General features: G+C 58.8%; 27 protein-coding genes. 19 read left to right on the top strand and 8 right to left on the bottom strand.

Annotation, left to right across the window (positions count from 1 at the left end; all coding sequences use genetic code 11):
• Window positions 1-9 precede the first annotated feature (9 nt).
• From narI to mog, 5 genes are read left to right on the top strand one after another with little or no spacing between them, the layout of a single operon-like run.
• Window positions 10-741, top strand: a complete 732-nt coding sequence (gene narI, locus NXC24_RS33500; RefSeq protein ID WP_104827974.1) for a respiratory nitrate reductase subunit gamma — start codon at window positions 10-12, stop codon at window positions 739-741.
• Window positions 742-746: 5 nt separating this feature from the next.
• Window positions 747-1,649 carry a peptidylprolyl isomerase gene (locus NXC24_RS33495; RefSeq protein ID WP_104827553.1) on the top strand — a complete coding sequence of 301 codons (903 nt, stop codon included), beginning with the start codon at window positions 747-749 and terminating at the stop codon, window positions 1,647-1,649.
• Window positions 1,650-1,658: 9 nt separating this feature from the next.
• The gene (locus NXC24_RS33490; RefSeq protein WP_104827552.1) at window positions 1,659-1,940 is read left to right on the top strand and encodes a hypothetical protein; all 282 of its coding nucleotides are present in this window, start codon (window positions 1,659-1,661) and stop codon (window positions 1,938-1,940) included.
• A complete protein-coding gene (gene moaA, locus NXC24_RS33485; protein WP_104827551.1) occupies window positions 1,937-2,962 on the top strand; it encodes a GTP 3',8-cyclase MoaA in 1,026 nt (341 codons plus the stop codon). The genes NXC24_RS33490 and moaA overlap by 4 nt, the downstream gene beginning before the upstream one ends.
• A gap of 4 nt (window positions 2,963-2,966) precedes the next feature.
• Entirely contained in the window at window positions 2,967-3,488 is a 522-nt protein-coding gene (gene mog, locus NXC24_RS33480) for a molybdopterin adenylyltransferase (RefSeq protein ID WP_245464122.1), read from the top strand.
• 26 nt (window positions 3,489-3,514) lie between these two features.
• On the opposite strand, the gene NXC24_RS33475 is transcribed toward mog, so the two are convergent.
• Together NXC24_RS33475 and NXC24_RS33470 are read right to left on the bottom strand one after the other, a co-directional pair.
• On the bottom strand, window positions 3,515-4,192 hold the full coding sequence (locus NXC24_RS33475) for an NnrU family protein (RefSeq protein ID WP_104827549.1): 678 nt from the start codon (window positions 4,190-4,192) through the stop codon (window positions 3,515-3,517).
• 33 nt (window positions 4,193-4,225) lie between these two features.
• Window positions 4,226-4,921: a Crp/Fnr family transcriptional regulator gene (locus NXC24_RS33470; protein WP_199773632.1), complete on the bottom strand. Its 696-nt coding sequence runs from the start codon at window positions 4,919-4,921 to the stop codon at window positions 4,226-4,228.
• 330 nt (window positions 4,922-5,251) lie between these two features.
• On the opposite strand from NXC24_RS33470, the gene NXC24_RS33465 reads away from it, so the two are divergent.
• Window positions 5,252-6,460: an NnrS family protein gene (locus NXC24_RS33465; protein WP_104827548.1), complete on the top strand. Its 1,209-nt coding sequence runs from the start codon at window positions 5,252-5,254 to the stop codon at window positions 6,458-6,460.
• 100 nt (window positions 6,461-6,560) lie between these two features.
• Here NXC24_RS33465 and NXC24_RS33460 read toward each other — a convergent pair whose 3' ends face one another.
• Genes NXC24_RS33460 through NXC24_RS33445 form a run of 4 tightly spaced genes read right to left on the bottom strand, consistent with a single transcriptional unit; the run spans window position 6,561 to window position 9,074 of the window.
• Window positions 6,561-6,893 (bottom strand): metal-sulfur cluster assembly factor, encoded by a 333-nt coding sequence (locus tag NXC24_RS33460; protein ID WP_104827547.1) that lies wholly within the window; start codon window positions 6,891-6,893, stop codon window positions 6,561-6,563.
• Entirely contained in the window at window positions 6,890-7,414 is a 525-nt protein-coding gene (locus NXC24_RS33455; RefSeq protein WP_104827546.1) for a DUF2249 domain-containing protein, read from the bottom strand. The genes NXC24_RS33460 and NXC24_RS33455 overlap by 4 nt, the downstream gene beginning before the upstream one ends.
• A complete protein-coding gene (locus NXC24_RS33450; protein ID WP_245464121.1) occupies window positions 7,398-8,738 on the bottom strand; it encodes a hypothetical protein in 1,341 nt (446 codons plus the stop codon). The genes NXC24_RS33455 and NXC24_RS33450 overlap by 17 nt, the downstream gene beginning before the upstream one ends.
• A gap of 51 nt (window positions 8,739-8,789) precedes the next feature.
• Entirely contained in the window at window positions 8,790-9,074 is a 285-nt protein-coding gene (locus tag NXC24_RS33445; RefSeq protein WP_104827544.1) for a DUF2249 domain-containing protein, read from the bottom strand.
• 223 nt (window positions 9,075-9,297) lie between these two features.
• Here NXC24_RS33445 and hemN point away from each other — a divergent pair, with 223 nt between their 5' ends.
• On the top strand, window positions 9,298-10,650 hold the full coding sequence (hemN, locus tag NXC24_RS33440) for an oxygen-independent coproporphyrinogen III oxidase (protein WP_104827543.1): 1,353 nt from the start codon (window positions 9,298-9,300) through the stop codon (window positions 10,648-10,650).
• A 107-nt stretch (window positions 10,651-10,757) separates the two neighbouring features.
• On the opposite strand, the gene NXC24_RS33435 is transcribed toward hemN, so the two are convergent.
• On the bottom strand, window positions 10,758-11,201 hold the full coding sequence (locus tag NXC24_RS33435) for a pseudoazurin (protein WP_104827542.1): 444 nt from the start codon (window positions 11,199-11,201) through the stop codon (window positions 10,758-10,760).
• A 285-nt stretch (window positions 11,202-11,486) separates the two neighbouring features.
• Here NXC24_RS33435 and ccoN point away from each other — a divergent pair, with 285 nt between their 5' ends.
• The 12 genes from ccoN to NXC24_RS33370 all read left to right on the top strand — a co-directional run bounded on the left by ccoN (window position 11,487) and on the right by NXC24_RS33370 (window position 23,494).
• A complete protein-coding gene (ccoN, locus tag NXC24_RS33430; RefSeq protein ID WP_104827541.1) occupies window positions 11,487-13,103 on the top strand; it encodes a cytochrome-c oxidase, cbb3-type subunit I in 1,617 nt (538 codons plus the stop codon).
• Window positions 13,104-13,114: 11 nt separating this feature from the next.
• Window positions 13,115-13,846, top strand: coding sequence for a cytochrome-c oxidase, cbb3-type subunit II (gene ccoO / locus NXC24_RS33425; protein ID WP_104827540.1), 732 nt, complete (start codon window positions 13,115-13,117; stop codon window positions 13,844-13,846).
• A gap of 9 nt (window positions 13,847-13,855) precedes the next feature.
• The gene (locus NXC24_RS33420; RefSeq protein WP_104827539.1) at window positions 13,856-14,008 is read left to right on the top strand and encodes a cbb3-type cytochrome c oxidase subunit 3; all 153 of its coding nucleotides are present in this window, start codon (window positions 13,856-13,858) and stop codon (window positions 14,006-14,008) included.
• A 1-nt stretch (window position 14,009) separates the two neighbouring features.
• Window positions 14,010-14,873: a cytochrome-c oxidase, cbb3-type subunit III gene (gene ccoP, locus NXC24_RS33415; RefSeq protein WP_104827538.1), complete on the top strand. Its 864-nt coding sequence runs from the start codon at window positions 14,010-14,012 to the stop codon at window positions 14,871-14,873.
• A 10-nt stretch (window positions 14,874-14,883) separates the two neighbouring features.
• Entirely contained in the window at window positions 14,884-15,069 is a 186-nt protein-coding gene (locus tag NXC24_RS33410) for a hypothetical protein (protein WP_104827537.1), read from the top strand.
• Window positions 15,070-15,249: 180 nt separating this feature from the next.
• Window positions 15,250-16,824, top strand: coding sequence for a cytochrome c oxidase accessory protein CcoG (ccoG, locus tag NXC24_RS33405; RefSeq protein ID WP_104827536.1), 1,575 nt, complete (start codon window positions 15,250-15,252; stop codon window positions 16,822-16,824).
• Window positions 16,821-17,315: a FixH family protein gene (locus tag NXC24_RS33400; protein WP_104827535.1), complete on the top strand. Its 495-nt coding sequence runs from the start codon at window positions 16,821-16,823 to the stop codon at window positions 17,313-17,315. The genes ccoG and NXC24_RS33400 overlap by 4 nt, the downstream gene beginning before the upstream one ends.
• Entirely contained in the window at window positions 17,312-19,591 is a 2,280-nt protein-coding gene (locus tag NXC24_RS33395; RefSeq protein ID WP_104827534.1) for a cation-translocating P-type ATPase, read from the top strand. The genes NXC24_RS33400 and NXC24_RS33395 overlap by 4 nt, the downstream gene beginning before the upstream one ends.
• Complete coding sequence (ccoS, locus tag NXC24_RS33390; protein ID WP_104827533.1) at window positions 19,588-19,770, top strand: cbb3-type cytochrome oxidase assembly protein CcoS; 183 nt, start codon at window positions 19,588-19,590, stop codon at window positions 19,768-19,770. The genes NXC24_RS33395 and ccoS overlap by 4 nt, the downstream gene beginning before the upstream one ends.
• A gap of 338 nt (window positions 19,771-20,108) precedes the next feature.
• A complete protein-coding gene (locus NXC24_RS33380; RefSeq protein WP_245464120.1) occupies window positions 20,109-20,633 on the top strand; it encodes a hypothetical protein in 525 nt (174 codons plus the stop codon).
• 164 nt (window positions 20,634-20,797) lie between these two features.
• On the top strand, window positions 20,798-21,550 hold the full coding sequence (locus tag NXC24_RS33375) for a cyclic nucleotide-binding domain-containing protein (protein WP_104827531.1): 753 nt from the start codon (window positions 20,798-20,800) through the stop codon (window positions 21,548-21,550).
• A 21-nt stretch (window positions 21,551-21,571) separates the two neighbouring features.
• Window positions 21,572-23,494 (top strand): PAS domain-containing sensor histidine kinase, encoded by a 1,923-nt coding sequence (locus tag NXC24_RS33370; RefSeq protein WP_104827530.1) that lies wholly within the window; start codon window positions 21,572-21,574, stop codon window positions 23,492-23,494.
• A gap of 90 nt (window positions 23,495-23,584) precedes the next feature.
• On the opposite strand, the gene NXC24_RS33365 is transcribed toward NXC24_RS33370, so the two are convergent.
• Window positions 23,585-24,310, bottom strand: coding sequence for a response regulator (locus tag NXC24_RS33365; RefSeq protein WP_104827529.1), 726 nt, complete (start codon window positions 24,308-24,310; stop codon window positions 23,585-23,587).
• Window positions 24,311-24,352: the final 42 nt, after the last annotated feature.

Raw genomic sequence — 24,352 nt, 5'->3', positions numbered from 1 at the left:
GGAACGATGATGTCCGAGACCATCAATTCCGTGTTTTTCGGCTGGTATCCGTACCTTTGCCTCACAGTGTTCCTGCTCGGTAGCCTGATCCGTTTCGACCGCGAACAATATAGCTGGAAGACAGGCTCCTCTCAGTTGCTTCGTCGCAGCCAGTTGCGGTGGGGCTCGAACCTCTTTCACGTCGGCATACTGGTGATCTTCTTCGGTCACGCCGGCGGATTGCTCACGCCGATTGCCGTCTTCGATGCGCTCGGTATCGCTCACAGCTTCAAGCAGGGGCTCGCGATCGTCGTCGGCGGCATCGCCGGCATCGCCTGCTTTGTCGGGATATCCCTTCTAGCCCATCGCCGGTTCTTCGATCCGCGCATCCGAGCCACTTCGAGCTTCGGCGACATGGCGATCCTGCTCATTCTGTGGCTGCAACTGACGCTCGGCCTCTCCACGATTTTTGTGTCCCTCGGCCATATGGACGGTCATGAAATGGTGAAGTTCATGAATTGGGTGCAAGGCATCCTGACGTTACAGCCGTCTTCGGCCGCTTACGTTGCGGACGTGCATCCGATCTTCAAGATGCATCTGTTGCTGGGCATGACGATCTTTCTGCTGTTTCCCTTTACCCGGCTGGTCCATGTCTGGAGCGCACCGATCTGGTATCTCGGCCGCCCGGGGTATCAGGTCGTGCGCAGCCGTTTCACGCGGGAGCGGCATCCGGCCCGTTCCTATAGGCATCCGGCGGAGTGATAAACATGGTTTCTATCGTCATCGATCGCACGGCAGCGCGCGCCCATGAGGGCCATAACCATCGGCATGAGCATGTGTCTGCATCGGCCCGCAATGGATCGTCCGAACCTCTCACCATGCCGCCGGTGAGCGTCAACGGAGTTTCGATTTCCCGTAAGGACATCGCCGCGGAGACGCAGAATTTTCCTGCCGTCAATCCTGGTGCGGCTTGGTATGCGGCAACGCGGGCGCTCGTCATCCGTCAGTTGCTGATGCAGGAAGCAAGTCGCCTCGGCCTGACCGCCGAACCGCAAAGAGACGCGGACGGACGGGTGGAGACCGAAGAGGATGCGTTACTGCGCGCGCTCGTCGAACGCGAAGTGGAAACTCCGAAGGCGGACGATGAAATGCTGGTTCGTTTCTACGAGAACAACCGCAAACGCTTTGTCACGCCGCCGCTCTACGAGGCGGATCATATCCTGATTGCCGCAAGAAGAGAGGATGGCGCCGCTTTTGGTGAAGCCCGTGAGAGAGTTGCCTCGCTTGCTGCCGTTCTGGCGGAGCAGCCGGAGCGCTTTGCTGCCCTCGCCAGGGATTGTTCCGACTGCTCATCCAGGGAAGTCGGCGGCAGCCTCGGCCAGATCAGCCCCGGGGAAACGACACCGGAATTCGAGGCAGCGCTAGCCGGGCTTACCCCAGGGGAGATATCGGCCCCGGTTGAGACGCGCTACGGTGTCCATCTCATCCGACTGGTGAGGAGGATCGAGGGCAGGCGTCTGCCATTCGAGGCGGTCAGGGATCGGATTGCCCGCTATCTGGAGGAGCATGTACTCCGACAGGCGACCGCGCAGTATATTTCGCTGCTCATCGGGCGCGCCGATATCCGCGGGATTGCTCTTGAAGGTGCCACAACACCCTTGGTGCAGTGAGGAAAAAGCATGTTCGGAACACTTATTGCCTCGCTCGACAATCCTCAAACCGCGGCGACGGTCATTGAGACGCTCGGGATGGAGGGCCTCGCAGATCGGCTCAAAGAGGCGGCCAGTTTGGAAGCAGTGGAACCGGCGGCCTATCTCGCCATGGTCGTCCGTTCTTTCATGGAGACGGCGTCCGACGATCATTTCGTTCAATTGATCGGCATCATGAACCGCGCCGAGGATCCGGGTCTTTCAGCCCTTCGCGCCATTCTCGAAAAGGCTTTGTCCTGGGCGGCGGCATGACTGCATCTTTTGTCACCAATGCCTCGTCCTGCCCACTGACCGATCTTTTCGGTCGCCGGATCACCTATCTCAGGCTGTCTGCAACCGACCGCTGCGACCTGCGCTGCGTCTATTGCATGGCCGAGAACATGACCTTCCTGCCGCGTAGGGATCTGCTGACGCTGGAGGAAATGGATCGTTTGGCTTCGGCCTTTGTCGCGCGCGGTGTTTCGAAGATCCGCATCACCGGCGGCGAACCCTTAGTGCGTAAGGATATCCTGACATTGTTCGAAGCGTTGTCGCGACATCTGACGAGAGGAGCGCTCAAGGAACTGACACTTACGACGAACGGAACGCTGCTTGCCAAGTATGCCGAAGCTTTGGCGCGCGCGGGTGTTCGGCGTGTGAATGTCTCCCTGGACACACTTGACGCGACGCGCTTTCGGGAGATCACGCGGCGAGGAAGCCTTGGTGTGGTGATGGACGGATTGCAGGCGGCACAGGACGCGGGCCTTGCCGTCAAGCTGAATGCCGTTGCGCTCAAAGGCGTCACGGAAGACGAGATCCATGACCTGATCGCCTTCGCTCATGGCCGCGGCATGGACCTGACGCTGATCGAGACCATGCCGCTTGGGGATGTTGGCGCGGACCGGACCGATCAATATTTGCCGCTGACCGATCTTAGGCGGCTGATCGAGACGCGCTGGACGCTCACCGACATACGCGAACGTACCGGCGGGCCGGCGCGTTACGTCCGTGTGGCCGAGACTGGCGGACGGATCGGCTTCATTACGCCGATGAGTCATTCCTTCTGCGAGACCTGCAATCGCGTACGCGTCAGCGCGACCGGCGTGCTCTATACCTGCCTCGGCCAGGAGGACAAGATTGATCTGCGTCCAGCGTTGCGCGGGTTCGAATCTGACCAAGCGCTGCACACGGCCATCGACGCGGCCATCAAGGCGAAGCCGCGCGGCCATGATTTCAGAATCGACCGGCGCGGAACGCCGACGCTTGCCCGTCATATGTCCGTGCTTGGAGGCTGATCCCTTGGTCCGCATTGGCATCCTCACCATATCCGACCGAGCAAGCCGCGGCGAATATGACGATCTCGGAGGCCCGGCGATCCGGCATTGGCTGAATCGGGCGATCACATCGCCGTGGATAGCCATTTCGAAGATAATCCCCGACGGTTTCGAAAGCGTCCGCGAGGCGCTGATCGAATTCTGCGATCAAGAGCGGACCGATCTTATCCTGACGACCGGCGGAACCGGTCCGTCTGCACGGGATGAGACGCCGGAAGCCTTTCGCGCCGTGATCACAAAGGAGTTGCCGGGCTTCGGCGAGGTCATGCGACGGGCGAGTTTCCAGAGCGTGCCTACGGCAATTCTCTCTCGACAGTCGGCCGGCATACGCGGCAGCACCCTGATCATCAATCTGCCGGGAAAACCGTCATCGATCGGCCTTTGCCTGGACACAGTGTTTCCGGCGGTGCCCTATTGTCTTGATTTGATCGGCGCCGGCCGCATCGAAACTGACCCGGCAATCGTTGCGACCTTTCGTCCTTCGTAAGCGCCCAGTTTACGAAGGCCAGCGCCTTACATGAAAATCGACAGCGGGTCGGCGCCAAAAAGGAAGCGATGGCCCCAGAGAAGCAGCCAAATGGTGAGGGCGGCCGCCGCTATCGCGCCAATCAGCATCGGCGCGTCGACACTCAACCTATTCCCGCGGGCAAGACCGCCGAAGGGCACGATAGAAGTCTGAGCCGCAAAATTGTTCCATGTCGTTCCCAAGCGACGCCTGGCACGCATCTCCGCCATCGGAATGCTGCCGAGCGAAAAGAACGCGAATCCTCCAAAAAGCAGGAGGGAGCGCAAGTCGCCATTCGCGGCCAGATGACCGACTGCCCAAAGCGCGAATCCCCAAAGGACCGGGTGGCGTGTTATGCGAACGATCGCTCCGGGTTGTCCCGCTGTGCGCATGGATACCGACAATGGGTTACGGCTCAGAAGCCCGCCGAGGACCAGGAACAACCCGACTGGAGCCAGAACAAATGTCACTCCGGCATGCCAGGGTTGAAAGTCCCAGAGCGGGATATAGTCCAAAGCCAGTGCGGCACGGAATACCCATATCAGTGCCGCGATCGATGCCGCGGAATAAACAAGCAAATAGGCCGGCCGGCCTATTTGCTGGACAATGCTCCCGCGGATGGCCGGGATGGCGGGGATCGAGTGAAAGGTGACGAAAGCCACGAAGGCGGTTATGAATTCATGCATTTTTCGGTCCAGAAACTGGCGTTCAATCGCGGTTCAACTGCGCGCCCGATCGGCAAGATTGAGCAACTTTTGGGGATCGCAGATCGTCAACTTCTGTCGGCCGCCTTCCACGATGCCTCTCGCCTCCCATGCGCTCAAGATTCTAGAGACCGTGTGCAATGTGGTGCCGGTCATTTCCGCAATGTCCTGGCGCGAGATTGGAAAATCGATTCGGATACCCGTGTCCACCTGCTTGCCTGCCTGCCTTGATAGTCTCAGGACCGCATGCGCAACGCGCCTCTCGACTTCTTCCGTCGACATTTCCCGGATACGGGTGTGAGCTTCCTCCAGCCGCTGCCCGATGGTCTGCATCGCGGTAACGGCGAGACGGGGATTCTGCTCCACGAACCGTGACCACATCTCCGTGGGCCACGCCAGAGTGAGGCTTTCGGCCGCCGCTATGGCGGTGCCGGGATAGTCGGCGCGCTGGAGCGCCATCGCAAAACCGAACAAATCGCCCGGATGGACCATCCGAACGATAATCTGCTGGCCGTCGGGAGTGACCTGGGTCACTTTGAGCCGCCCATGGAGAAGGAGAAAGAACGACTTGGCCGGGGCGCCTTGTTCAAATACAGCGTCGCCCGGCATGACGCGACGCGAAACGGCATGCTCCAGCATTGCGTTCAGGTCGCTGTCCAACATCCGATCGAACAAGGGTAGAGACTTCAGTACTGTCGGGTCGATTTTCAAAAGGAATGGGCCTCTGTTATCGGCGGCTCCGGATGCATAATGAAGCAGGCCGCAAAGCGAGAACATCCAGTCCCGCATGCATTCATCGGGCTCGGGTTGGCGGACGAGTAGGAGAGGCGGTTGGCCGGATTATTCGTCATGCTTGATCCCTTGACGTCGACGGCCCCCGGCCGCCGACGATACAATAAAAGATCCGTGCCGATCCTCTTTGACATGGCGCAAATTCAGCATTGGGACAGCCAAAGTCCTGGGACACGATCCTTGCGTATTCGCAACGACGGTCGCTGTGAGCTCCCTTATGGCTGAATGGCCAATTCGGAGATATCGCTTATGCAACAGCATCCTCACGCAACATCCGGGGAACATATTGTTCGCGGATTGTCGCGCTCGCGGCCCGTTCTCTTTTCCTATGGTTTCCGCCCGTTCTTTCTTGCGGCGGCCGTCTGGGCGATCATCAGCATCGATTTGTGGGTCCTGTTTCTTTCGAGGGGCCTGCCTATCGCCGAAGCATATGGAGCAATCTACTGGCATGCGCACGAAATGCTCTTCGGCTTCGCGTCTGCAATTCTCGCAGGCTTCCTCCTCACTGCGATCCCGAACTGGACCGGCCGCTTACCCATTTCGGGCCGGCCGCTCATGGCTTTGTTCGCAATATGGCTCGCGGGCCGCGCAGCGTTGCTGCTTATCGACTGGATTGGCGCAATTCCCGCCGTGTCTGCCGACAGCATATTCTTGCCGGTCCTGCTCATGCTTTGCGCGCGGGAGGTCATAGCCGGCAGGAAATGGAAAGATCTGAAGGTTATCGCAGGCCTGGCGGCTCTTTCCGTCGCCAACATTTGCTTTCACCTTCAAGTCTTGAAGGGCGTCACACCTGACATTGCCATTCGGTTTGGCCTAGCTGCCTATGTTTTGCTAGTGACGATCATTGGCGGGCGCATTCTTCCGAGCTTCACGCGCAACTGGCTGAACCGGTTCGGCCGCACGGATTTTCCCGCGCCCTACGATCGCTTCGATGCGATCTCGATCGCCGCAGGCATGCTGGCCTTGGTGTCTTGGACGCTCGCACCGACGACGGTGGCGACGGGCCTGCTCGCTGCCAGTACGGCAATCCTGAATACGGTACGCCTCGCGCGCTGGCGGGGATGGACGACGTGGCGCGATCCAATCCTTGTGGTCCTGCATATTGCTTATCTGTTCGTTCCGATTGGGTTTGCCGCAATTGCCGCTGGTGCCGTAGGCCTGGAGCAGATCGCGATTCTCCATATCCTGGCGATCGGCATCGTCAGCCTCATGATGCTGGCGGTTATGACCCGTGCCAGTCGCGGCCACACCGGAAGGAAGCTGAAGGCCAGTTTGACCACCACCGTGTCCTACGCAATCCTTGTGACGGTTGCGGTCGTGCGGCCGCTCGCGGAATTGATGCCGCCCTATACCGACGTAATATTGATGCTTGCGGCGGCGGGATGGACCGCTGCATTCGGGCTGTTCGCGGTCGAACATGCCCCGTTTCTTTGCAAGGAAAGAAAACCCCTCCGGTGAAAAAGGCGAGCCGGGCCAAGCGCCCGGCTCCAGTCTGGCGAAGGCGATCAAGTTCACGAACCCGGTCGCCGGCACTGTTCCTCGCGACAAAAATGCCCGTTCAGATTTCCGCGCAGCTTGATGCCGGTAAGCGGTCGATGACTGCTTTGCCGATCATGTCAGGCGACCATGGCGGTTCGTGGACAAGGTCTATCTCCACTTTGCCGATGCTTTCGATCGCCTGCAGTCGCTCCCTCACGGCGTCGATGATGAAGGCGGAGGCGGGGCAGGCCTTTGTCGTCGTCGTCATGACGATCCGCACGGTGCCAATCGGCAGGATCTCGATGAGGTATATCAATCCCAACTCGACGATGTCGATGCCGATCTCCGGATCTTCTATGCCGCGAAGGCACTGCACAACAGCCGGAATGGTGATCGTTCCCGCCTGGCTCATGCGGCCGCCTCCGAAGGATTGAAGCGGATCATGATGCGAAAAACGCTTCCGGTCGAATCGAAATTCCCAACCCATTCATGGCCGCGCAATTTCAATTCGTTGAAGAGAAAAACCGGCTCACGGCTGAGAAGCGCAAATAGCACCTCGCCCGCCTTCATCGTCTCTAGCCGTGCGAGTATCCGCTCCATCGGCTCCGGCGGCGTGAGATCGGTAAGATCCATGTTCCAGACCGGGTCCGGCCAGATATCGGCCGAGGACGGCGATGCGTCCGCTTGCGTTTCGCTGGACGATGCCGTTTCCGGAGTGAAAACGATTTCCCAATCGTCGTCATCAATCTGTCTGCTCGTGTGGATGTAGCCTCGCTGCTTGAGCTGTCTGATGAGGGGCAGCGGCTCGAAAATTGCGAGCAGACGAAGGCCTTCGTCCGGCTCAAGCGATGCGATGGTGTCCATTATGAGCTGGAACGGCAACCCTCCTTCCCTCAGGATTTGGCGGACATCGAGTTCACGAAGCGGCATCATTCGCGTTACCTCTCTGGATTTGTTTTGCGACCAAAAACGCTGGTTGACGAAAGGGTGCAGTCTTTGCGGAGCCATCGATATTCAAGAGGGCACGCGTACGGAACAGCTCAAACGCCAGGGCTGCTGTGCAGAAAGCCTGCAAGGCAGCCGCGGCACGGAAGCCGCTATTGGACTTTCCTGCGATCGCGACTCCAGCCAGGATCACTCCGAGATAGAAGAGGGCGAGCCAGACAGCCGCGTGGCGTTCTCTGACCAGCTCGCTCAAGCGCGGTGTCGGCCGACGGCCGAGCAGCGGCCCGAAGGCTTCGATCCAAGTCAGGAAGGGGACGATCTTGAGCAATTGCGCCAGACCGAGCCCTGTCAGCCAACCGAACGCAAAAACGTAGATCAGCGCGATACGCACGTTTGGGCCGAGGCCAAGCGGGATCGAGACGACGAAGGCCAGAGCCGATGCGGCCAATAGCGCAAATGCCGGAATCGACCCCAGTGTGTTCAGTTCCGGAATTTTGCGTCGCCGGCGCCGGTACATTGCAGTCACGTCGACGAGATATGCCGTAAGGGTTATGGCGAAGGTGATCGCGGCTGCGAGCATAAGCGGCTGAACCAACCCGGAGCCTGCGGTCGAAAGGACCAGGGCAAGGCAGAGGATGGCGAGGGCCGATGCGCCGCTGTTTCGCACGAGGCCGGATTTTCCAGTATCGGGCGACAGCAGGAACATCGGAAGAAGCTTGTAGCTCACTCCGATAGCGGCGAAAGTCATCCAACCTGCCAGGCCGAAGCTCATATGCAGCGGAACCGCATCCAGAACCAATTCGACCAAGTAGCGGGTCTGCGTCGCGCCGGAGATCACCAGCGCGAAGATCGCGCCCAGCGTAACGGTCGCGGCGAGACAGACAATCGCCATCATGACAAACGGGGATGCCGTATGAACGCTTCGGCCCCGCCAGAGTCCTATGAACAGTACCATGGCGATGGCGAGGAACGCGCTCGCCAGCATGGACACGGCGGCCACCATCAATGTCCCCGCGAACGGCCATTCGCGTTCTATCGCTTCAAAGCCGAAAGAAAGGGTTGCTAAGCCGATAATCAGCGCCAAGAGGCATACGAGGTTCAATCTTTCGGTCGGCAGGCAAAATCCTGTGAGAACCGGTGAAAACTGCAGCAAAGCTCCGATCATCAAAAGACCGAACCAACCGATGGTCACGAAATGGACGATGATGAGCACCCGGGGCTCGCCAATATCGACGGACGGCTGCCACCAGCCCGCTGCAAGCATCATTTGCGCCAGCAGTAAACACAGGAGCGCAGCGGCGAAATACGACATCGTCCATCGAGACAGAGTTGCACCGGGGACCAGCATCGCAGACGCCCGCCTTCAATGCTCACCGCAGCAGCAATCGCATCCGGTATCCAGGCGTGATATCTCAATACGCCAATTTTTCGGGCCCTGTTCGAGATACTCCCAAGCGAACTTTCCAGGGTAGCCCGCCTCAAGCTGATAGTGGAGCGGGCGAGGATCGTGATCGCTCTTAATACGCAGCAAGCCGCCGGGGGGAAGGCTTCGAAGGACACGGAAAATGCGTGCATGTCCTTCACCGGATGTGAGGATGCGCACGTCACCGGCAGGCGTTTCTGCGAACTCAATTGCTCCTTCATTCATGGAATCAATCCTTCGGCTGCGTGACTTCGAGGTCCTGGGATGACTGCAGCCTTGGCCACCAGATGCTCGGAACTTAAAGCCGGTGCGTTCAGAACACTTTGACTAGGAGCAAATAATTCCCCCGTTTCTCTGGATGGTCGCGCGCTCCGTCATTGACATAGGACAAGGACAAGACCGTTTGCCGCCGCCAGAACCTCTCAAGGATTCAATGAGGGCATTATTCATGTTCAATCGTCTGGTCGCGAAATATGGTGAGGCGCGATTGCCCCGCTACACAAGCTATCCGACAGCGCCTGCTTTCTCCTCAACGGTCGGGCCTGATGCATATGCGGAAGCATTGGCAAAGCTTGCCGAGGACGATCCTGTTTCGCTCTATTTGCATGTGCCATTCTGCCGCGCGATGTGCTGGTATTGCGGCTGTCATACGACCATCACGAGGCAGGATCGTCCCATCGTCGATTATCTCGACGTGATGGACCAGGAGATAGAGCTTGTTGGCTTTGCCGCGCGTCATCCGACGCAGGTCAAGAACGTGCATTTTGGTGGTGGGACGCCGACAATTATGAAGCCGGACGAGTTCCGGGCCCTCATGAAGAAACTCAGAAGCGTGTTTGATTTCCGGGATGATAGCAGCGTTGCGCTCGAGATCGATCCTCGGACGCTTTCGGCGGCGATGGTGGAGGCGTTGGGCGAGAGTGGTGTCGACCGTGCCAGCCTCGGTGTCCAAAGCTTCGATCCCGTTGTGCAGGCGGCTATCAATCGCAGGCAAACCCCGGAACAAACAGAGGAGGCGGTCCTTTTGTTGCGGGGCGCGGGGGTCGGCAGTATCAATTTCGACCTGATCTATGGACTACCGCATCAGACGGTCAAATCCTGCGTCGAAACCGTCCGGACGGCGATCCGGATGCGGCCAGAACGTTTCGCGGTGTTCGGCTATGCTCATGTTCCAGCCTTTAAGAAGCATCAGCGGCTGATCGATGACGCAGCGCTTCCCCGCGCCGAAGAAAGAAATGCCCAGGCGGAAGCAATCGCATCGGAACTCGTGGCGGCAGGCTATGTCCGCATCGGGCTTGATCACTTTGCGCTGCCGGATGACGATCTTTCGATTGCCGCATCGCAAGGCAGCATGCGGAGAAATTTCCAAGGCTACACCACCGATACCTGCGATACGTTGATAGGCCTCGGGGCGTCCGCCATCGGAAAATTGCCGATGGGATATGTCCAGAACCAGGTTCCTATTGGCAGCTATGCCGATCGCATCAGTGCGGGTGTTCTGGCAACGGTCAAAGGCTATCGGCTAACCGACGAGGACAGGCTGCGCGCGCGCGTAATCGAACGGCTCATGTGCGATTTTGCCGTTGATTTGGTCCGCGTTGCGGAGGGGTCGGGCTTCGATGCCGCTCTTCTGTTGGATGGCAATGAGAGACTGCTGGAACTTGCGGCGGACGGCGTTGTCACCATTGATGGCGGCAAAGTTACGGTTTGCCAGGAGTCGCGATTCATGGTCAGGGCTGTTGCCGCGGCCTTCGACGCTTATCTCGGCGCATCTGGACGCACGCATAGCAAGGCTGCTTGAGGAACAAGGGAGAGCCTGCGTCTGACCATGGCTATCAAGTAACGCCAAACAAACGAAAAGCGGCCGAATTCGGCCGCTTTCGTTTGCGAGTTTGCACCAGCCGAGCGCTATTGGGTGATTTGCCCCAGGTCGGCATCGAGGCGCTTGCGCACCAGGTTCGGAACCTTCGCGGTCTTGATGACGTCAAGATTGGTCGGGTTATCGCCGACCTGAACGAGCGCCACCATGCCCATGCCGGCATGAGGCGTGCATTTCACCACATAGAAGCCTGGAATGTCGAATTTTGCCTGATATTCCTCGCTCGCCTTGGATTTGAATTCGGCGGCGCCGTCTGGGATCAGGCCCTTGAATGTTTCGACATTGTGACTCTTGTCGGTGGGAATGAAGGTGATGGTGTCGCCGGGCGCGATTTTCACAAAGCCCGGCTCGAACACCATGGCACCATCAGCACCTTTGTTGAGCATTTGAATTTGGTGGTCCGCCGCCAAGAGTGGCACCGACGAAGTGGCTAGCGCCACCGCTGCGACGATCAGACCGATTTTGAAACGCATTCCATATCTCCTTTACCGAGAGCCTCATTAGCCGTCGGTTCGGTTTTATGGGCTGGCGGGGCGGCCCTTCTTTGAGGTTGATCAAATTGTCGCGAGCATTCTCTGAATGGCAGGGAGTGGTCTTGCCGAGCGGTGTTTTTGCAACAACGCGCCCGGCAATGAGGAATCCGCGGTGTTTGTTGACCTAGATCAAGGATCGGTCGCCGCGCACGTGGGACCTGTCGCTCAAAGTGCGAGAAAGATGACCTTCCTAAGTGCGGTCATCTGCGCTCTGGGGACGACGACATGAATTACACCGCTGAAACCATGCTGGTCGCGGTCGGCGCTTTTCTGGCATTGGTGGGTGCCGGCGCCGCTCATGATCAGCTTTTTGCCGCCCATATGTGGGTGTTATTCTTCTGTCTTCTGGCCGGTACGATCCTGCTGGTTCGCCGCGTCGACTTTTCGCCGGAGGCGTCTCGTATCAGAAGCGAGCCAACGCCCTATTTCGACGAAGTCATTCGATATGGGCTTATCGCCACCGTCTTCTGGGGCGTTGTTGGTTTTCTGGTGGGCGTGGTCATCGCTCTCCAGCTTGCCTACCCGGATCTGAACTTTTCGCCATACCTGAACTTCGGTCGTCTGCGCCCGGTGCACACCTCTGCCGTCATCTTCGCCTTCGGCGGCAATGGGTTGATAATGACCTCCTTCTACGTCGTCCAGCGCACCTGCCGAGCCCGGCTCTTCGGCGGCAATCTCGGTTGGTTCGTGTTCTGGGGATATCAACTCTTCATCGTCATGGCCGCGACCGGCTATGTTCTCGGGATCACACAGGCCCGCGAATATGCCGAGCCCGAATGGTATGTCGACATCTGGCTCACCATTGTCTGGGTCGCCTATCTTGTCACCTTTTTGGGGACGATCCTGAAGCGCAAGGAGCCGCACATCTATGTGGCGAACTGGTTCTATCTGGGCTTCATCGTCACCATCGCCATGCTGCACGTCGTCAACAATCTGGCGATGCCGGTCTCTTTCCTTGGCTCGAAGAGCTATTCCCTATTTTCAGGCGTGCAGGATGCTCTGACGCAATGGTGGTACGGCCATAACGCCGTCGGCTTTTTCCTGACGGCAGGCTTCCTTGGCATGATGTACTATTTCGTGCCGAAGCAAGCGAACCGCCCGGTTTATTCCTACCGCCTGTCGATCATCCATTTCTGGGCGCTGATCTTCATGTACATCTGGGCTGGTCCACATCACCTGCATTACACGGCATTGCCCGACTGGGCGCAGACGCTGGGCATGGTCTTCTCGGTGATGCTGTGGATGCCTTCCTGGGGCGGCATGATCAACGGTCTGATGACGCTTTCGGGAGCCTGGGACAAGATCCGCACCGACCCGATCATCCGCATGATGATCGTCGCGATCGCCTTCTACGGCATGTCGACCTTCGAAGGCCCGATGATGTCGGTCAAGACGGTCAACTCGCTCAGTCACTATACCGAATGGACCATCGGTCACGTTCATTCCGGCGCGCTCGGCTGGGTCGGCATGATCACGTTCGGCGCCATCTACTACCTGACGCCAAAGCTCTGGGGACGTGAGCGGCTTTACAGCCTCCGCATGGTCAACTGGCATTTCTGGCTCGCCACGCTGGGCATCGTTATCTACGCGGCGGTGCTGTGGGTCGCCGGCATCCAACAAGGCCTGATGTGGCGCGAATACAATAGCCAGGGCTTCCTCGTCTATTCCTTCGCAGAGACCGTGGCTGCGATGTTCCCCTACTACCTCCTGCGCGCCGTCGGCGGTGCTCTCTATCTGGCAGGGGGAGTGATCATGGCCTGGAACGTCGCAATGACCATCCGGGGGCGCCAGCGCGACGAAGCCGCGATCCCGAGCGCTTTCATTGCCCAGGCTGCCGAGTGAGGTAAAGCAAGATGTCTATCCTAGAGAAACACCAGATCCTCGAGAAAAATGCCACCCTGCTGCTCGTCGGATCGCTGTTGGTGGTCAGCATTGGCGGCATCGTCGAAATCGCGCCGCTGTTCTATCTCCAGAACACGATCGAGAAGGTGGAAGGCATGCGCCCATATACGCCTCTCGAGCTGGCAGGGCGCAATATCTACATCCGCGAAGGCTGCTACCTCTGCCATAGCCAGATGATCCGCCCGTTCCGGGACGAAGTGGAGCGTTACGGCCATTATTCGCTCGCCGCAGAGTCCATGTATGACCATCCGTTCCAGTGGGGCTCGAAGCGCACGGGACCGGACCTGGCGCGTGTCGGCGGTCGCTATTCCAACGAATGGCACGTCCAGCATCTGTCCAATCCGCGCGAGGTCGTGCCGGAGTCGATCATGCCCACTTATGCCTTCCTCAAGGAGAGGGACGTCACGGTTAAGGATATTGGCATGGATCTCAAGGCTAACGAGGATGTCGGCGTGCCCTATAGCAAAGATATGCTGGCGAATGCGGAAGCCGACATGCGGGCGCAAGCCGATCCGAACGCAAATACGACCGATCTGCTGGCGCGATATCCAAAAGCGAAGGTCGGCGATTTCGACGGCGACCCCACTAGGCTGACGGAGATGGACGCGCTCGTCGCGTATCTGCAGATGCTCGGAACACTGGTCGATTTCTCGACCTATGACGATGCCACCGGTTATCGCTGAGGTGCCTCCATGGAAACATATACTGCAATGCGTCACTTCGCCGACAGTTGGGGGCTCCTCGCAATGGCCTTGTTTTTCGTAGGGGCTATCGCCTTCACGCTCCGGCCAGGTAGCAAAAAGATCGCCAACGAAGCCGCTGACATACCTCTGAAGGATGATTGAGATGTCGGACAAACATATAGACGAACTCAGCGGCGTCGAAACAACGGGCCATGAATGGGACGGCATCCGTGAACTCAACAATCCCATGCCGCGATGGTGGGTGTGGACATTCTACGTCACGATCCTCTGGGCCATCGGCTATGCCATCGCCTATCCCTCCATACCCCTGATCAGGGATACCACCAAAGGACTGCTCGGCTTTTCGAGCCGCGCGGAACTGCAGCAGCAAGTGGAAGAGGCCAAGGTCGGACAAACTCGGTTTCACGATCTCATCGCCGCGAAAACCGTCAGAGAAATCGATGCCGATCCGACGCTGCGCGAGTTTGCCATCGCTGGCGGCGCCTCTGCCTTCAAGGTCAACTGCGCGCCGTGTCATGGCTCCGGTGCCACCGGCGCTCCGGGATTTCCCAATCTGAACGATGACGACTGGCTCTGGGGTGGCGACCTCGAAGCGATCCAACAGACCGTCTCGCATGGCATCCGCTTCGATGCCGACCCCGAGACGCATTCGTCGGAAATGCCTGCCTTCGGCGATATGCTCGATCATACGCAAATTCGGCAGGTTGCCGCCTACGTCTGGGGACTGACGAACACGCCTTCCGATCTGGCGCTGGCGAAGGCTGGAATGCAGGTATTCCTCGACAATTGCGCTGCCTGCCACGGCGAGGATGCCAAGGGCAAGCAAGAGATGGGAGCGCCGGATCTCGCCGATGCGATCTGGTTAAAGGGGCGGGGGGAGGATGCGATCATCCGCCAGGTGACCGCGCCGAAACATGGCGTGATGCCGGCTTGGTCGGCCCGGTTGGGCGAAACCACCGTGAAGGAGCTGACCGTGTTTGTTCATTCCTTGGGCGGTGGAAAATAGGAGGAATGAAATGACTGGCCACGACCAAAATCCCCTTCTCCGCTTGTACGGCAACCCCCGAGCCATCGTTCATACGCGGGTTGCCGCGCGGGCACATCCGCTCCCTTCCACGCGGGAGGAAGACAGCCTGGAGAAGCTCGGCAATTCCATGGCCAGTTTGATTTCGCTCAAAGATCACAATACCGCGAGCCGTTAGCATTCAAAGGTAGAGGACGTTCCCTACGGGCTCCCCCTTAGTTCCTCTGAGCCACGTCCCTCCGGGGCGTGGCTCTCATTTTTTGACCGAGCCGAAGACCGGGCGGCCGTTCCTTGACCTACGTCAAGGACGTTTGGTCGGCCGAATGCGAGATGAGGATCATCAACAGGACGCCGAGCGATGAACCTCTACACAGCTCCAGACCCGCGGGACGCTCATGTCGAACGGCTCGATGCCGAAGCGGTCAATGCCCGGCGCAACCGTCAGCCGCTCTATGCTGCGCGAAAGAAGGTGTTTCCAAAGCGGGCGCAGGGTCGGTTCCGGCGATTCAAATGGATCGTGATGCTGATCACGCTCGGCATCTACTATCTTTCTCCCTGGATTCGCTGGGACCGAGGCCCATATGCGCCCGATCAAGCGATTCTCATCGACCTGGCCTCTCGTCGCTTCTTCTTCTTTTTCATCGAGATATGGCCCCAGGAGTTCTTCTATGTGGCCGGTCTGCTGGTCATGGCCGGCTTTGGCCTGTTTCTGGTAACCTCGGCGGTGGGACGGGCATGGTGTGGTTATGCCTGTCCACAGACGGTATGGGTCGATCTCTTCCTTGTCGTGGAACGCGCGATCGAAGGTGATCGCAACGCGCGCATGAAACTCGATGCTGGTCCCTGGACGCCGGACAAGCTTGCAAAGCGGGTCGCCAAACACAGCATATGGGTCCTCATCGGCGTCCTCACCGGTGGCGTATGGATATTCTATTTCGCGGATGCGCCATCCCTGGCCGTTGCCTTAATCAAGGGCCAAGCGCCGGCGGTCGCCTATGCCACGGTCGCCATTCTCACCTCGACCACTTACGTTCTTGGTGGGCTGATGAGGGAACAGGTCTGCACCTACATGTGTCCGTGGCCCCGCATCCAGGGCGCTATGCTGGACGAAAATTCCCTGGTCGTCACCTATAATGACTGGCGCGGTGAGCCTCGCTCCCGCCATGCTAAAAAAGCTCAGGCAGCAGGCCAGCCGGTCGGCGATTGCGTCGATTGCAATGCCTGTGTGGCGGTCTGTCCGATGGGCATAGACATCCGCGATGGTCAGCAGATGGAGTGCATCACCTGCGCCTTATGCATCGACGCCTGCGACGGCGTGATGGACAAGCTCGATAAGCCGCGCGGCCTGATCTCCTATGCGACGCTGAGCGAGTATGCCGCCAACATGAGCCTCGCGACCAACGGCGGCACGGTCGCCGTACAGCCGAACCTCGTGCGAAACCCTGGCGGCAGCTTCATGGAGGGCATTCGGCATTTCAATTGGCGGGTGATCTTCAGGCCGCGCGTTCTTTTTTATGCCGCTGTATGGGCAGCGGTCGGGGTGGCGATGCTCGTGCATCTGGCGCTCAGGGAGCGGCTGGAGCTGAACGTGCTCCACGATCGCAATCCGCAATATGTGCTGGAGTCGGATGGATCGATCCGCAACGGTTATACGCTGCGCGTCCTCAACATGGTCCCGGCGCCGAGGAAAATCGATATCCGACTAGAGGGCGCAGTAGGAGCGACGATGAAGATCCCCGAACTCTCGAAGGAGGAAGGCCGGCACTTCACTGTCGATGCCGATCCGGACGCGGCCACCTCGCTCAAGGTGTTCGTAACGCAACAGGCCAAGGCGGAGACGATCAAGGAATTCCTGTTCGTCATAGAGGACGAAAATCACGCGGATCGGGCGACGTACCGGGCCGCCTTCAACGCACCGGGAGCGCCGAAATGAGAAGCCAAGTTACCACCGGACGTCCCTTCACCGGCCGCCATATGCTGGTCGTCATTGTTGCGTTCTTCACCGTCGTGATCGGAGTGAATGTGACGATGGCGGTTCTCGCGTCCACGAGTTGGAGCGGCCTTGTGGTGGAGAATACCTATGTCGCAAGCCAGGAATTCAACAGCAAGGCCGCCGCAATGCGCGCTATGGCTAGCAGCGGCATTTCCGGCGATCTGTCCTTGCGCCGCGATGTCATTCATTACGATATTCGCAATCGGGATGGGTCGCCGGCGGTGGTCGACGACGTGACGCTGACGTTCAGAAGACCCGTGGGCGACCGAGAGGACTTCGTGCTTGCACTGACCAAGACGAGCGAAGGCCATTTCGAAGCCAAACATCGCATTGAGGGAGGCGACTGGATCGTGGAAACCATCTCGCGCAGAGGGGGTGTCACGGTAATGCATGAGGCCAGGCGCATCGACACGGCGGAGTTTGGACAATGACCTGCTGCACCATGGACGCGGAAAGCGTCATGACAATGAGCAAGTGCTGCGCCAGTACCGAGGAGATCGTCCTGGCCAGCCATCCGCTGGGGGAGGGGCTTCGCCAACTGGACCTCAGCGTTCCCGATATGCACTGTGGCGCTTGCATCTCGACCATCGAACGGTCTTTGCGCAGCTTACCCTATGTGAAGGGCGCGCGAGTCAACCTGACTGCTCGGCGGGTCAGTTGCACCTATGTCGAGCGCATTGATAATGCTGTCATCGATCCGTCGGGTATTCTTTCCGCGATCACCGAAGCCGGCTATCGGGCGCATATTTTCACTCCCGCCGCGTCCCAGACGGATAGCCTGCGCAATCAATTGCTCCTGGCCGTTGGTGTCTGCGGCTTTGCCGCAGCGAATATCATGCTGCTCTCGGTATCAGTCTGGTCCGGCGCAGATGCGGCGACGCGAGACCTGTTTCACTGGATTTCCGCGATGATTGCTGCGCCGGCCCTTATCTACGGCGGCCGTTTCTTTTTTCGCTCGGCATGGAATGCCTTGAAACATGGGCGGACCAACATGGACGTGCCCATTTCTCTCGCTGTCACGCTCTCCTATGCCGTATCATTATGGGAGACGATCCATCACGGAGAGCACGCCTGGTTCGATGCCTCCGTTTCGCTGCTATTCTTCTTGCTGATCGGTCGCGCGCTCGACCATATCATGCGCGAGAAAGCGCGAGCCGCGGTCAATGGCCTTGCGAGGCTCGCACCCCGCGGTGCCTTGTTGATAACGGCCGACGGCAGCAGGCGATATGTTTCGGTAGAGGACATAGGCATTGGCGACCATATCTTTATCGCCGCCGGCGAGCGCGTCCCCGCCGATGGCGTCGTGATCGCCGGCACGAGCGAACTCGATCTCTCCATCGTCACAGGCGAGAGCGTGCCGGTCGCAGTCGGGAATGGCACGGAGGTTCGGTCGGGTTCGATGAACCTCATGGCTTCGTTGACCATTCGCGTCACGAAGACCGCAGAGAACTCTCTGCTCGCCGAGATTATCAGCCTCATGGAAGCTGCCGAAGGGGGCAGGGCGCGCTATCGCAGGATCGCGGACCGAGCTGCAAGCCTTTACTCACCGGCAGTCCACCTGCTTGCGCTGGTTTCGTTTCTTGCCTGGGGTTTCATCGGTGGGGATTGGAAGCATGCGATGCTGGTGGCGGTTGCTGTGCTCATCATCACCTGCCCGTGCGCGCTTGGTCTTGCCGTACCGGTTGTCCAGGTCGTCGCCGCCGGGAAACTGTTTCGCAGCGGCATTATGATCAAGGATGGTTCTGCTTTGGAACGTCTCGCCGAGGTCGATGCCGTCGTGTTCGATAAGACCGGCACTTTGACGATGGGCCAGCCATGTCTCATCGAGATGGTGGGCGCGGGGCCGGAGGAAAGGGCGATTGCGGCCGGTCTTGCCGCGCATTCCCGGCATCCACTCTCCCAGGCGTTGTTGCGTAGTGCTGGCAACAATGTCCGCCGGTTCGACAGCGTCGCGGAGATTCCGGGAGCGGGCCTCGAGGCCGAGGCCGCCGACGGGCTTTATCGGCTCGGCAACATGCAGTTCGCTTGCGCCGCCCCGTTTCGTGAAAAAGGACCAAATGAGTCCCTTTCCGAGGTTATACTGTCGAGGAACAGGGTAGAGCTGGCGCGCTTCTACTTTGAGGACACTCTTCGTCCCGGAGCCGCCGCTGCCATTCGCCAGCTCAGTCTTGCGGGGCTGCATACAATGATCCTGTCTGGCGACCGGCGAGCAGTCGTCGAATCGACAGCGCGGCTATTGCATATGGATCGCTGGATTGCGGAATTGGATCCGAAGCAGAAAGTCGAAGAGTGCGCACGCTTAAACGAGGCGGGCAACAAGGTCATGATGGTTGGCGACGGTATCAATGATGCGCCGGCACTTACGGCGGCGCATGTGTCGATGGCTCCCGCAACCGCCTCCGACATTGGCCGACAGGCGGCAGATCTCGTTTTCCTGAAGGACCGCCTCGACGCGGTTCCGGAGGCGATCTGCGTCGCGCGGCGTACGGCTGCTCTGATCCGCCAGAACTTCGCCCTTGCCATCGGTTACAATGTGCTGGCTGTTCCGATCGCCATCGCGGGCTATGCGACGCCGCTTATCGCCGCTGTCGCCATGTCCACGTCTTCGCTGATCGTCGTGACGAATGCATTGCGCCTGAATGGCTGGAATTGGCAGACAGAGCGTACCGGCAAATTCACCACCCCTGCGGGAGCTTCCATATCATGAATATGCTGATCTACCTGATCCCGCTGGCATTGTTCATGGGGACGCTCGGCCTGGGAGGCTTTCTGTGGTCGCTGAAGACCGGGCAGTATGATGATCTGGAGGGGGCACCGTGGCGCATTCTGTTTGATGACGACGATGCACGTCCAAGCGGTGGCAAGGAAAACGTAGATCAAGGTTGATCACGGCCGAAGTCGGCGGGCCGAGAAGCTGCCTTATGGTCCAAGATCTTTATCCCTTCATCGAATTGTCGTTTCAGCGGATGATTTTCTGCGCATTGATCCATCACAGAAGCGGTTTCGGCTCGATCCGCCCAAATCTTGACACCGATCAAAGCACGTCTCCCGCGTCGGCTTAAGCTTGCTCAATTCGACAACGAAATGAGGTGGGGGACATGACCTTCAACATCATACAGCGCATCGCTGGCGCGTCTTCAACGGCGTCAGGCGCTCGATGCGGGGAGGGACGCAAAGCTGGCCTTTTGCTGCGCATTGACGGCAGGAGCCGCCAGCAATCGCGAATGAGCTGTGAAACCAGCGGTTCCACCGTGAAGTCGAAACAGGCGTCCCGTCTGAAGGAAGTCTTGGAGATGAACACGCGCTATGAGATTGGTCCTCTTCAGGCAAACCAAATCGAACGCGCTTATCTCGTCGTGCAGGCGGTTATGCCGGGTCTTGCATGGGACCGCTGGCGCGCGGCGGTCGGAACCGTCTTTGAGCGTCAGCGCTTCACAGTGGCGACTGGTCCGAACGATTGTGTCCGCGCCGTTTGCCTTGCCCGCGTATTCGAGCATCCGATTGCCGGCCGACTGTTCGATATTCCAATCTTTGTCGTCATCAGTCCACTGGACGAGGAAAGGATCGCGCGGGAGCTTTTCTCCCTGATGAAAGGGCGGGCGATTGGCGCCGGCTGCAGTCACATGCGGTTTTGGGCGCTCAACGATGAAGTCTGGGAGCGGCTTGCCGACGAGGGCTTCCGCAACCGCTGGGATCACGGGCTCGTCTATCGGCTTGAATCAGAGTCCATCAATCCGGCCTGGCGGTGAGGAAGGCAGCCTTGGGCCACGTATGGCTGAGAAACAGTCCAGCAAATGCTTCTGCTGTTGCTTGTTACAGACTGTTACTTAAGTGCACCGTATTTCACACCCATGGCATTCTGGCGTCACCTGCGGTGATCAATTGTTCTCCCCGACAACACGGAGGGACGATCATGTTGCGGGCAGACAATATTCATTACGCTAAGGAATTCACCAACCCGGCTCTGCCGGACGCCGAACCGAACTGTCTGCAGGCTCTGTTTAGGAAGCAGCCAACCGAACATCTCGCCGCCGGTCAGTCGCTGTTCTTCGAGGGGGATGTCGCCAAGCACTTGTTCGAAGTCGTCGAGGGTAGCCTGCGCATCTTCAAGATCATCTCTGACGGTCGTCGCGTCATCACCGGTTTCCTGCATGCCGGCGACATCGTCGGCGTGTCGTTGCGGAACCACTATCTCTACAGCGCCGAAGCCATTGGCGATACGAAGGTGCGCCGCTTCTCACGCAAGGCCTTCGAAGCCGAGGTCAGCAATTCGCAGGATCTGAGGCCCGAAGTTTTTGCCCGCCTGTGCGACGAGATGGCGGCTGCCCAGGATCAGATGGTTCTGCTGTCGTGCAAGAATGCCGAGGAGCGGGTGTGCACATTCGTGCTGAAGCAGCTCCGCCGCAAACCGGATCACAATCGATCCAATGCGATCGTCGAATTACCAATGACGCGGCTCGACATCGCAGACTATCTCGGCCTGACGATCGAGACCGTTTCACGGACGATGACCAAGCTGGCGAACAAGGGAATACTGGTCTCCGCGGGTCGGCATTGCGTGCGTATCATGAAATATGGGATGCTCGTTCAGCTCTCCGGGGATGACGACGGGTGTGATGGCGACGAACGCGGTCTGATCGCTTACGCCGGAGGCCAACGCCACTGAATTTCGAATGATGAAAGCGCAATGAACGACAAATCGAAGACCCGAGTGACAACTGAACTGGAGCTCGACGAGATTGCTCGCCTGCTCGACGGAGCCAACCTCATCATTCACGGCTTTGACGGCGTTGTCAGCCGTTGGACCGGCGGTTGCGAAACGCTCTATGGGTGGTCAAGGGACGAGGCACTTGGTCAGGTCGTTCACACGCTTTTGGCAACACAGTTTCCAAAGCCTTTGGATGAGATCCGCGAGGAAGTCCGAAGGCAGGGGGCATGGCAGGGCGAGGTGGTGCATCGTCACCGGGATGGACGAATCATTTTCGTCGCCACGCGCTGGACGCTCATCACCCCTGCTTTCGATACCAGGCCGGTCATCATCCAGACCAACAACGATGTTACCGAGATGAAACAAATTCAGGACGATCTTGCAGAAAGGGAAGCGCATCTGCGCTCGATCCTCGACACCGTGCCTGAATCGATGATCGTCATCGATGACGTCGGCACGATCTCCTCGTTTAGTGCCGCCTCTGAAAGATTGTTCGGCTACACGGCTGATGAAGTTTGCGGCAGGAATGTCAAAATCTTGATGCCGCAGCCCGATCGTGACGCACATGATAGTTACCTTTCCCGCTACATGACGACTGGAGAGCGGCGCATCATTGGCTATGGCCGCGTCGTGACGGGGCAGCGCAAGGACGGCTCCCTTTTCCCAATGGAGCTCTCCGTCGGCGAGGCCACCGCAAAGGGCAAGCGCATTTTCACCGGCTTCATCCGCGACCTGACGAGCCGCCATAAGATCGAGGATGAGCTGCGCCAGTCGCAGAAGATGGAGGCGATCGGCCAGTTGACCGGCGGACTGGCGCATGACTTCAACAATCTGCTGACCGTCATCAGTGGCAATCTCGAAATGATCGAGGGCAAGCTTAAGGACGAGAAGCTGCGGCCGCTGCTGCGTGAAGCGCAGGACGCGGCGGATGACGGCGCCAAGCTGACGGGCCAATTGCTCGCCTTTGGCCGGCGCCAGCCGCTCAATCCGAAGCTCGTCGATGTCGGCCAACTAGTGTCGAGCTTTTCCGATCTGCTGCGCAGGACGCTTGGCGAGGCTATCGAATTCCGCACCATCGTCAGCGGTGCGGCGAACGAAGCGCTGGTCGACGGATCGCAGTTGCAGAATGCATTGCTCAATCTGGTCCTGAACGCCAGGGACGCCATGTCGCGTGGCGGCAAGCTCTCGATCGAAATCTCGCGCATCAAGCTGGATGCCGATTACGCACAGATGTATCCGCAGGTACGCACCGGTGAGTATGTCCTGATTTCCGTGACCGATACGGGCCTTGGCATGACATCCGAGGTCAAGCAACGGGCCTTTGAGCCCTTCTTTACCACGAAGAGCGTCGGCTCCGGCACCGGTCTGGGCCTGAGCATGGTCTATGGTTTCGCCAAGCAGTCCGGTGGCCATGTCCAGCTTTATAGCGAGATCGGACAAGGCACGAGTGTGCGTGTCTTTCTTCCCGCGGCACACAAGACGGCCGATAACGCCAGCGAGAAGGGTGTGGAGGAGCGGCTCCAGTCTGACATTCCCGGTGGCTTCGAGAAGATTTTGGTGGTGGAGGATGATCCGCGGGTGAGGCGCGTTGCCGTCTCTAGGCTCAACGATGCTGGCTACCAGGTGGTTGAAGCATCCAACGGGAACGAGGCATTGACCAGGCTCGAGGAAAATCCCGATGTCGCGCTGCTTTTCACCGATATCGTCATGCCAGGCGGCATGACCGGCGATGAGCTGGCTAACCATGTGCGGACATTGAAACCAGGCATAAGGATTCTCTTCACATCCGGTTATGCCGAGCCGACGATCGCTGGCCGCGAGCTCGCGCAATCGGGGAGCTGGCTGAAAAAGCCCTATACTGCACGTGAGCTGGCAACGCGCCTGCGAGAGCTTCTGGATTAAGTCTGGCTATCGACGGCAAGCGTCACTTTATGCGGGGAGCGCCGGCGAGTGTTTCATGCACATTCCGGCCGTATTGAGGTGTTGCACTGATCACAGCCGCGCGGTGAAGATGTAACCAACGCCCCGGATCGATTTGATCAATTTTGGATGTTTGGGGTCGTCCTCGATCTTTTTCCGTAATCTGACAATTTGTGCATCGATCGTGCGGTCGAAGGCTTCGAGATTTCTGCCGCGAGTGAGATCCATGAGAAGCTCCCGGCGAAGAACGCGGCCGGCATGGCGCACAAGAACGGCCAGCATGTCGAACTCGCCTGTCGTCAACTCGACTTCGCCACCGTCGGCGGCAAGAAGCTGGCGACGGTCGAAATTGAGCTGCCAACCATCGAAGCGAATGATCTCCTCCTGCCTCGCCTCCGCCGGCGTAGCCGCTGGCTGGCGTCTGCGAAGGATGGACTTCATGCGAGCATGCACTTCGCGCAAATGAAACGGCTTGGCGATATAGTCATCCGCACCCATTTCCAGACCGACAATCCGATCGACGACATCGTCGCGGCCCGTCAGCATGATGATCGGCACATCGGACTGCATGCGGATTTCTCTGGCAAGCAACAGACCATCTTCGCCTCCTGGCAGTATCAGGTCCAGCAGTATGATATCGAAGCTCGCCTGCTTCATCTGGAGACGCATTTCACCGCCGTCCGAGACGGCGGTGACCTGGTATCCCTCATCTTCGAAATAACGCGTCAACATCTGGCGGATTCTTGTGTCGTCGTCGACGATCAGAACATGTTCGCGCCGCGGTTGATCGGAAGCCATTCAAAATGCCCTGGGAAATGCGGGTGGTGCCTGTGACAATTC

It is taken from the genome of Rhizobium sp. NXC24 (genome assembly GCF_002944315.1).
Taxonomy (GTDB): domain Bacteria; phylum Pseudomonadota; class Alphaproteobacteria; order Rhizobiales; family Rhizobiaceae; genus Rhizobium.
Note: the sequence above shows the minus strand (reverse complement) of the source record. Positions and strands in the feature narration are given on the sequence as shown.

Coding starts and splice junctions, on each gene's coding strand:
- NXC24_RS33435 (WP_104827542.1), bottom strand. CDS start 11,201: ATGCGTTTCAAAATCGGTCTGATCGTCGCAGCGGTGGCGCTAGCCACT.
- hemN (WP_104827543.1), top strand. CDS start 9,298: ATGTTCAATCGTCTGGTCGCGAAATATGGTGAGGCGCGATTGCCCCGC.
- NXC24_RS33450 (WP_245464121.1), bottom strand. CDS start 8,738: ATGTCGTATTTCGCCGCTGCGCTCCTGTGTTTACTGCTGGCGCAAATG.
- ccoP (WP_104827538.1), top strand. CDS start 14,010: ATGTCGGACAAACATATAGACGAACTCAGCGGCGTCGAAACAACGGGC.
- NXC24_RS33410 (WP_104827537.1), top strand. CDS start 14,884: ATGACTGGCCACGACCAAAATCCCCTTCTCCGCTTGTACGGCAACCCC.
- NXC24_RS33370 (WP_104827530.1), top strand. CDS start 21,572: ATGAACGACAAATCGAAGACCCGAGTGACAACTGAACTGGAGCTCGAC.
- NXC24_RS33475 (WP_104827549.1), bottom strand. CDS start 4,192: ATGCATGAATTCATAACCGCCTTCGTGGCTTTCGTCACCTTTCACTCG.
- moaA (WP_104827551.1), top strand. CDS start 1,937: ATGACTGCATCTTTTGTCACCAATGCCTCGTCCTGCCCACTGACCGAT.
- NXC24_RS33445 (WP_104827544.1), bottom strand. CDS start 9,074: ATGAATGAAGGAGCAATTGAGTTCGCAGAAACGCCTGCCGGTGACGTG.
- NXC24_RS33375 (WP_104827531.1), top strand. CDS start 20,798: ATGTTGCGGGCAGACAATATTCATTACGCTAAGGAATTCACCAACCCG.
- NXC24_RS33420 (WP_104827539.1), top strand. CDS start 13,856: ATGGAAACATATACTGCAATGCGTCACTTCGCCGACAGTTGGGGGCTC.
- narI (WP_104827974.1), top strand. CDS start 10: ATGTCCGAGACCATCAATTCCGTGTTTTTCGGCTGGTATCCGTACCTT.
- NXC24_RS33395 (WP_104827534.1), top strand. CDS start 17,312: ATGACCTGCTGCACCATGGACGCGGAAAGCGTCATGACAATGAGCAAG.
- ccoG (WP_104827536.1), top strand. CDS start 15,250: ATGAACCTCTACACAGCTCCAGACCCGCGGGACGCTCATGTCGAACGG.
- NXC24_RS33490 (WP_104827552.1), top strand. CDS start 1,659: ATGTTCGGAACACTTATTGCCTCGCTCGACAATCCTCAAACCGCGGCG.
- ccoO (WP_104827540.1), top strand. CDS start 13,115: ATGTCTATCCTAGAGAAACACCAGATCCTCGAGAAAAATGCCACCCTG.
- NXC24_RS33465 (WP_104827548.1), top strand. CDS start 5,252: ATGCAACAGCATCCTCACGCAACATCCGGGGAACATATTGTTCGCGGA.
- NXC24_RS33495 (WP_104827553.1), top strand. CDS start 747: ATGGTTTCTATCGTCATCGATCGCACGGCAGCGCGCGCCCATGAGGGC.
- NXC24_RS33455 (WP_104827546.1), bottom strand. CDS start 7,414: ATGATGCCGCTTCGTGAACTCGATGTCCGCCAAATCCTGAGGGAAGGA.
- ccoS (WP_104827533.1), top strand. CDS start 19,588: ATGAATATGCTGATCTACCTGATCCCGCTGGCATTGTTCATGGGGACG.
- ccoN (WP_104827541.1), top strand. CDS start 11,487: ATGAATTACACCGCTGAAACCATGCTGGTCGCGGTCGGCGCTTTTCTG.
- NXC24_RS33365 (WP_104827529.1), bottom strand. CDS start 24,310: ATGGCTTCCGATCAACCGCGGCGCGAACATGTTCTGATCGTCGACGAC.
- NXC24_RS33380 (WP_245464120.1), top strand. CDS start 20,109: ATGAGCTGTGAAACCAGCGGTTCCACCGTGAAGTCGAAACAGGCGTCC.
- NXC24_RS33460 (WP_104827547.1), bottom strand. CDS start 6,893: ATGAGCCAGGCGGGAACGATCACCATTCCGGCTGTTGTGCAGTGCCTT.
- NXC24_RS33400 (WP_104827535.1), top strand. CDS start 16,821: ATGAGAAGCCAAGTTACCACCGGACGTCCCTTCACCGGCCGCCATATG.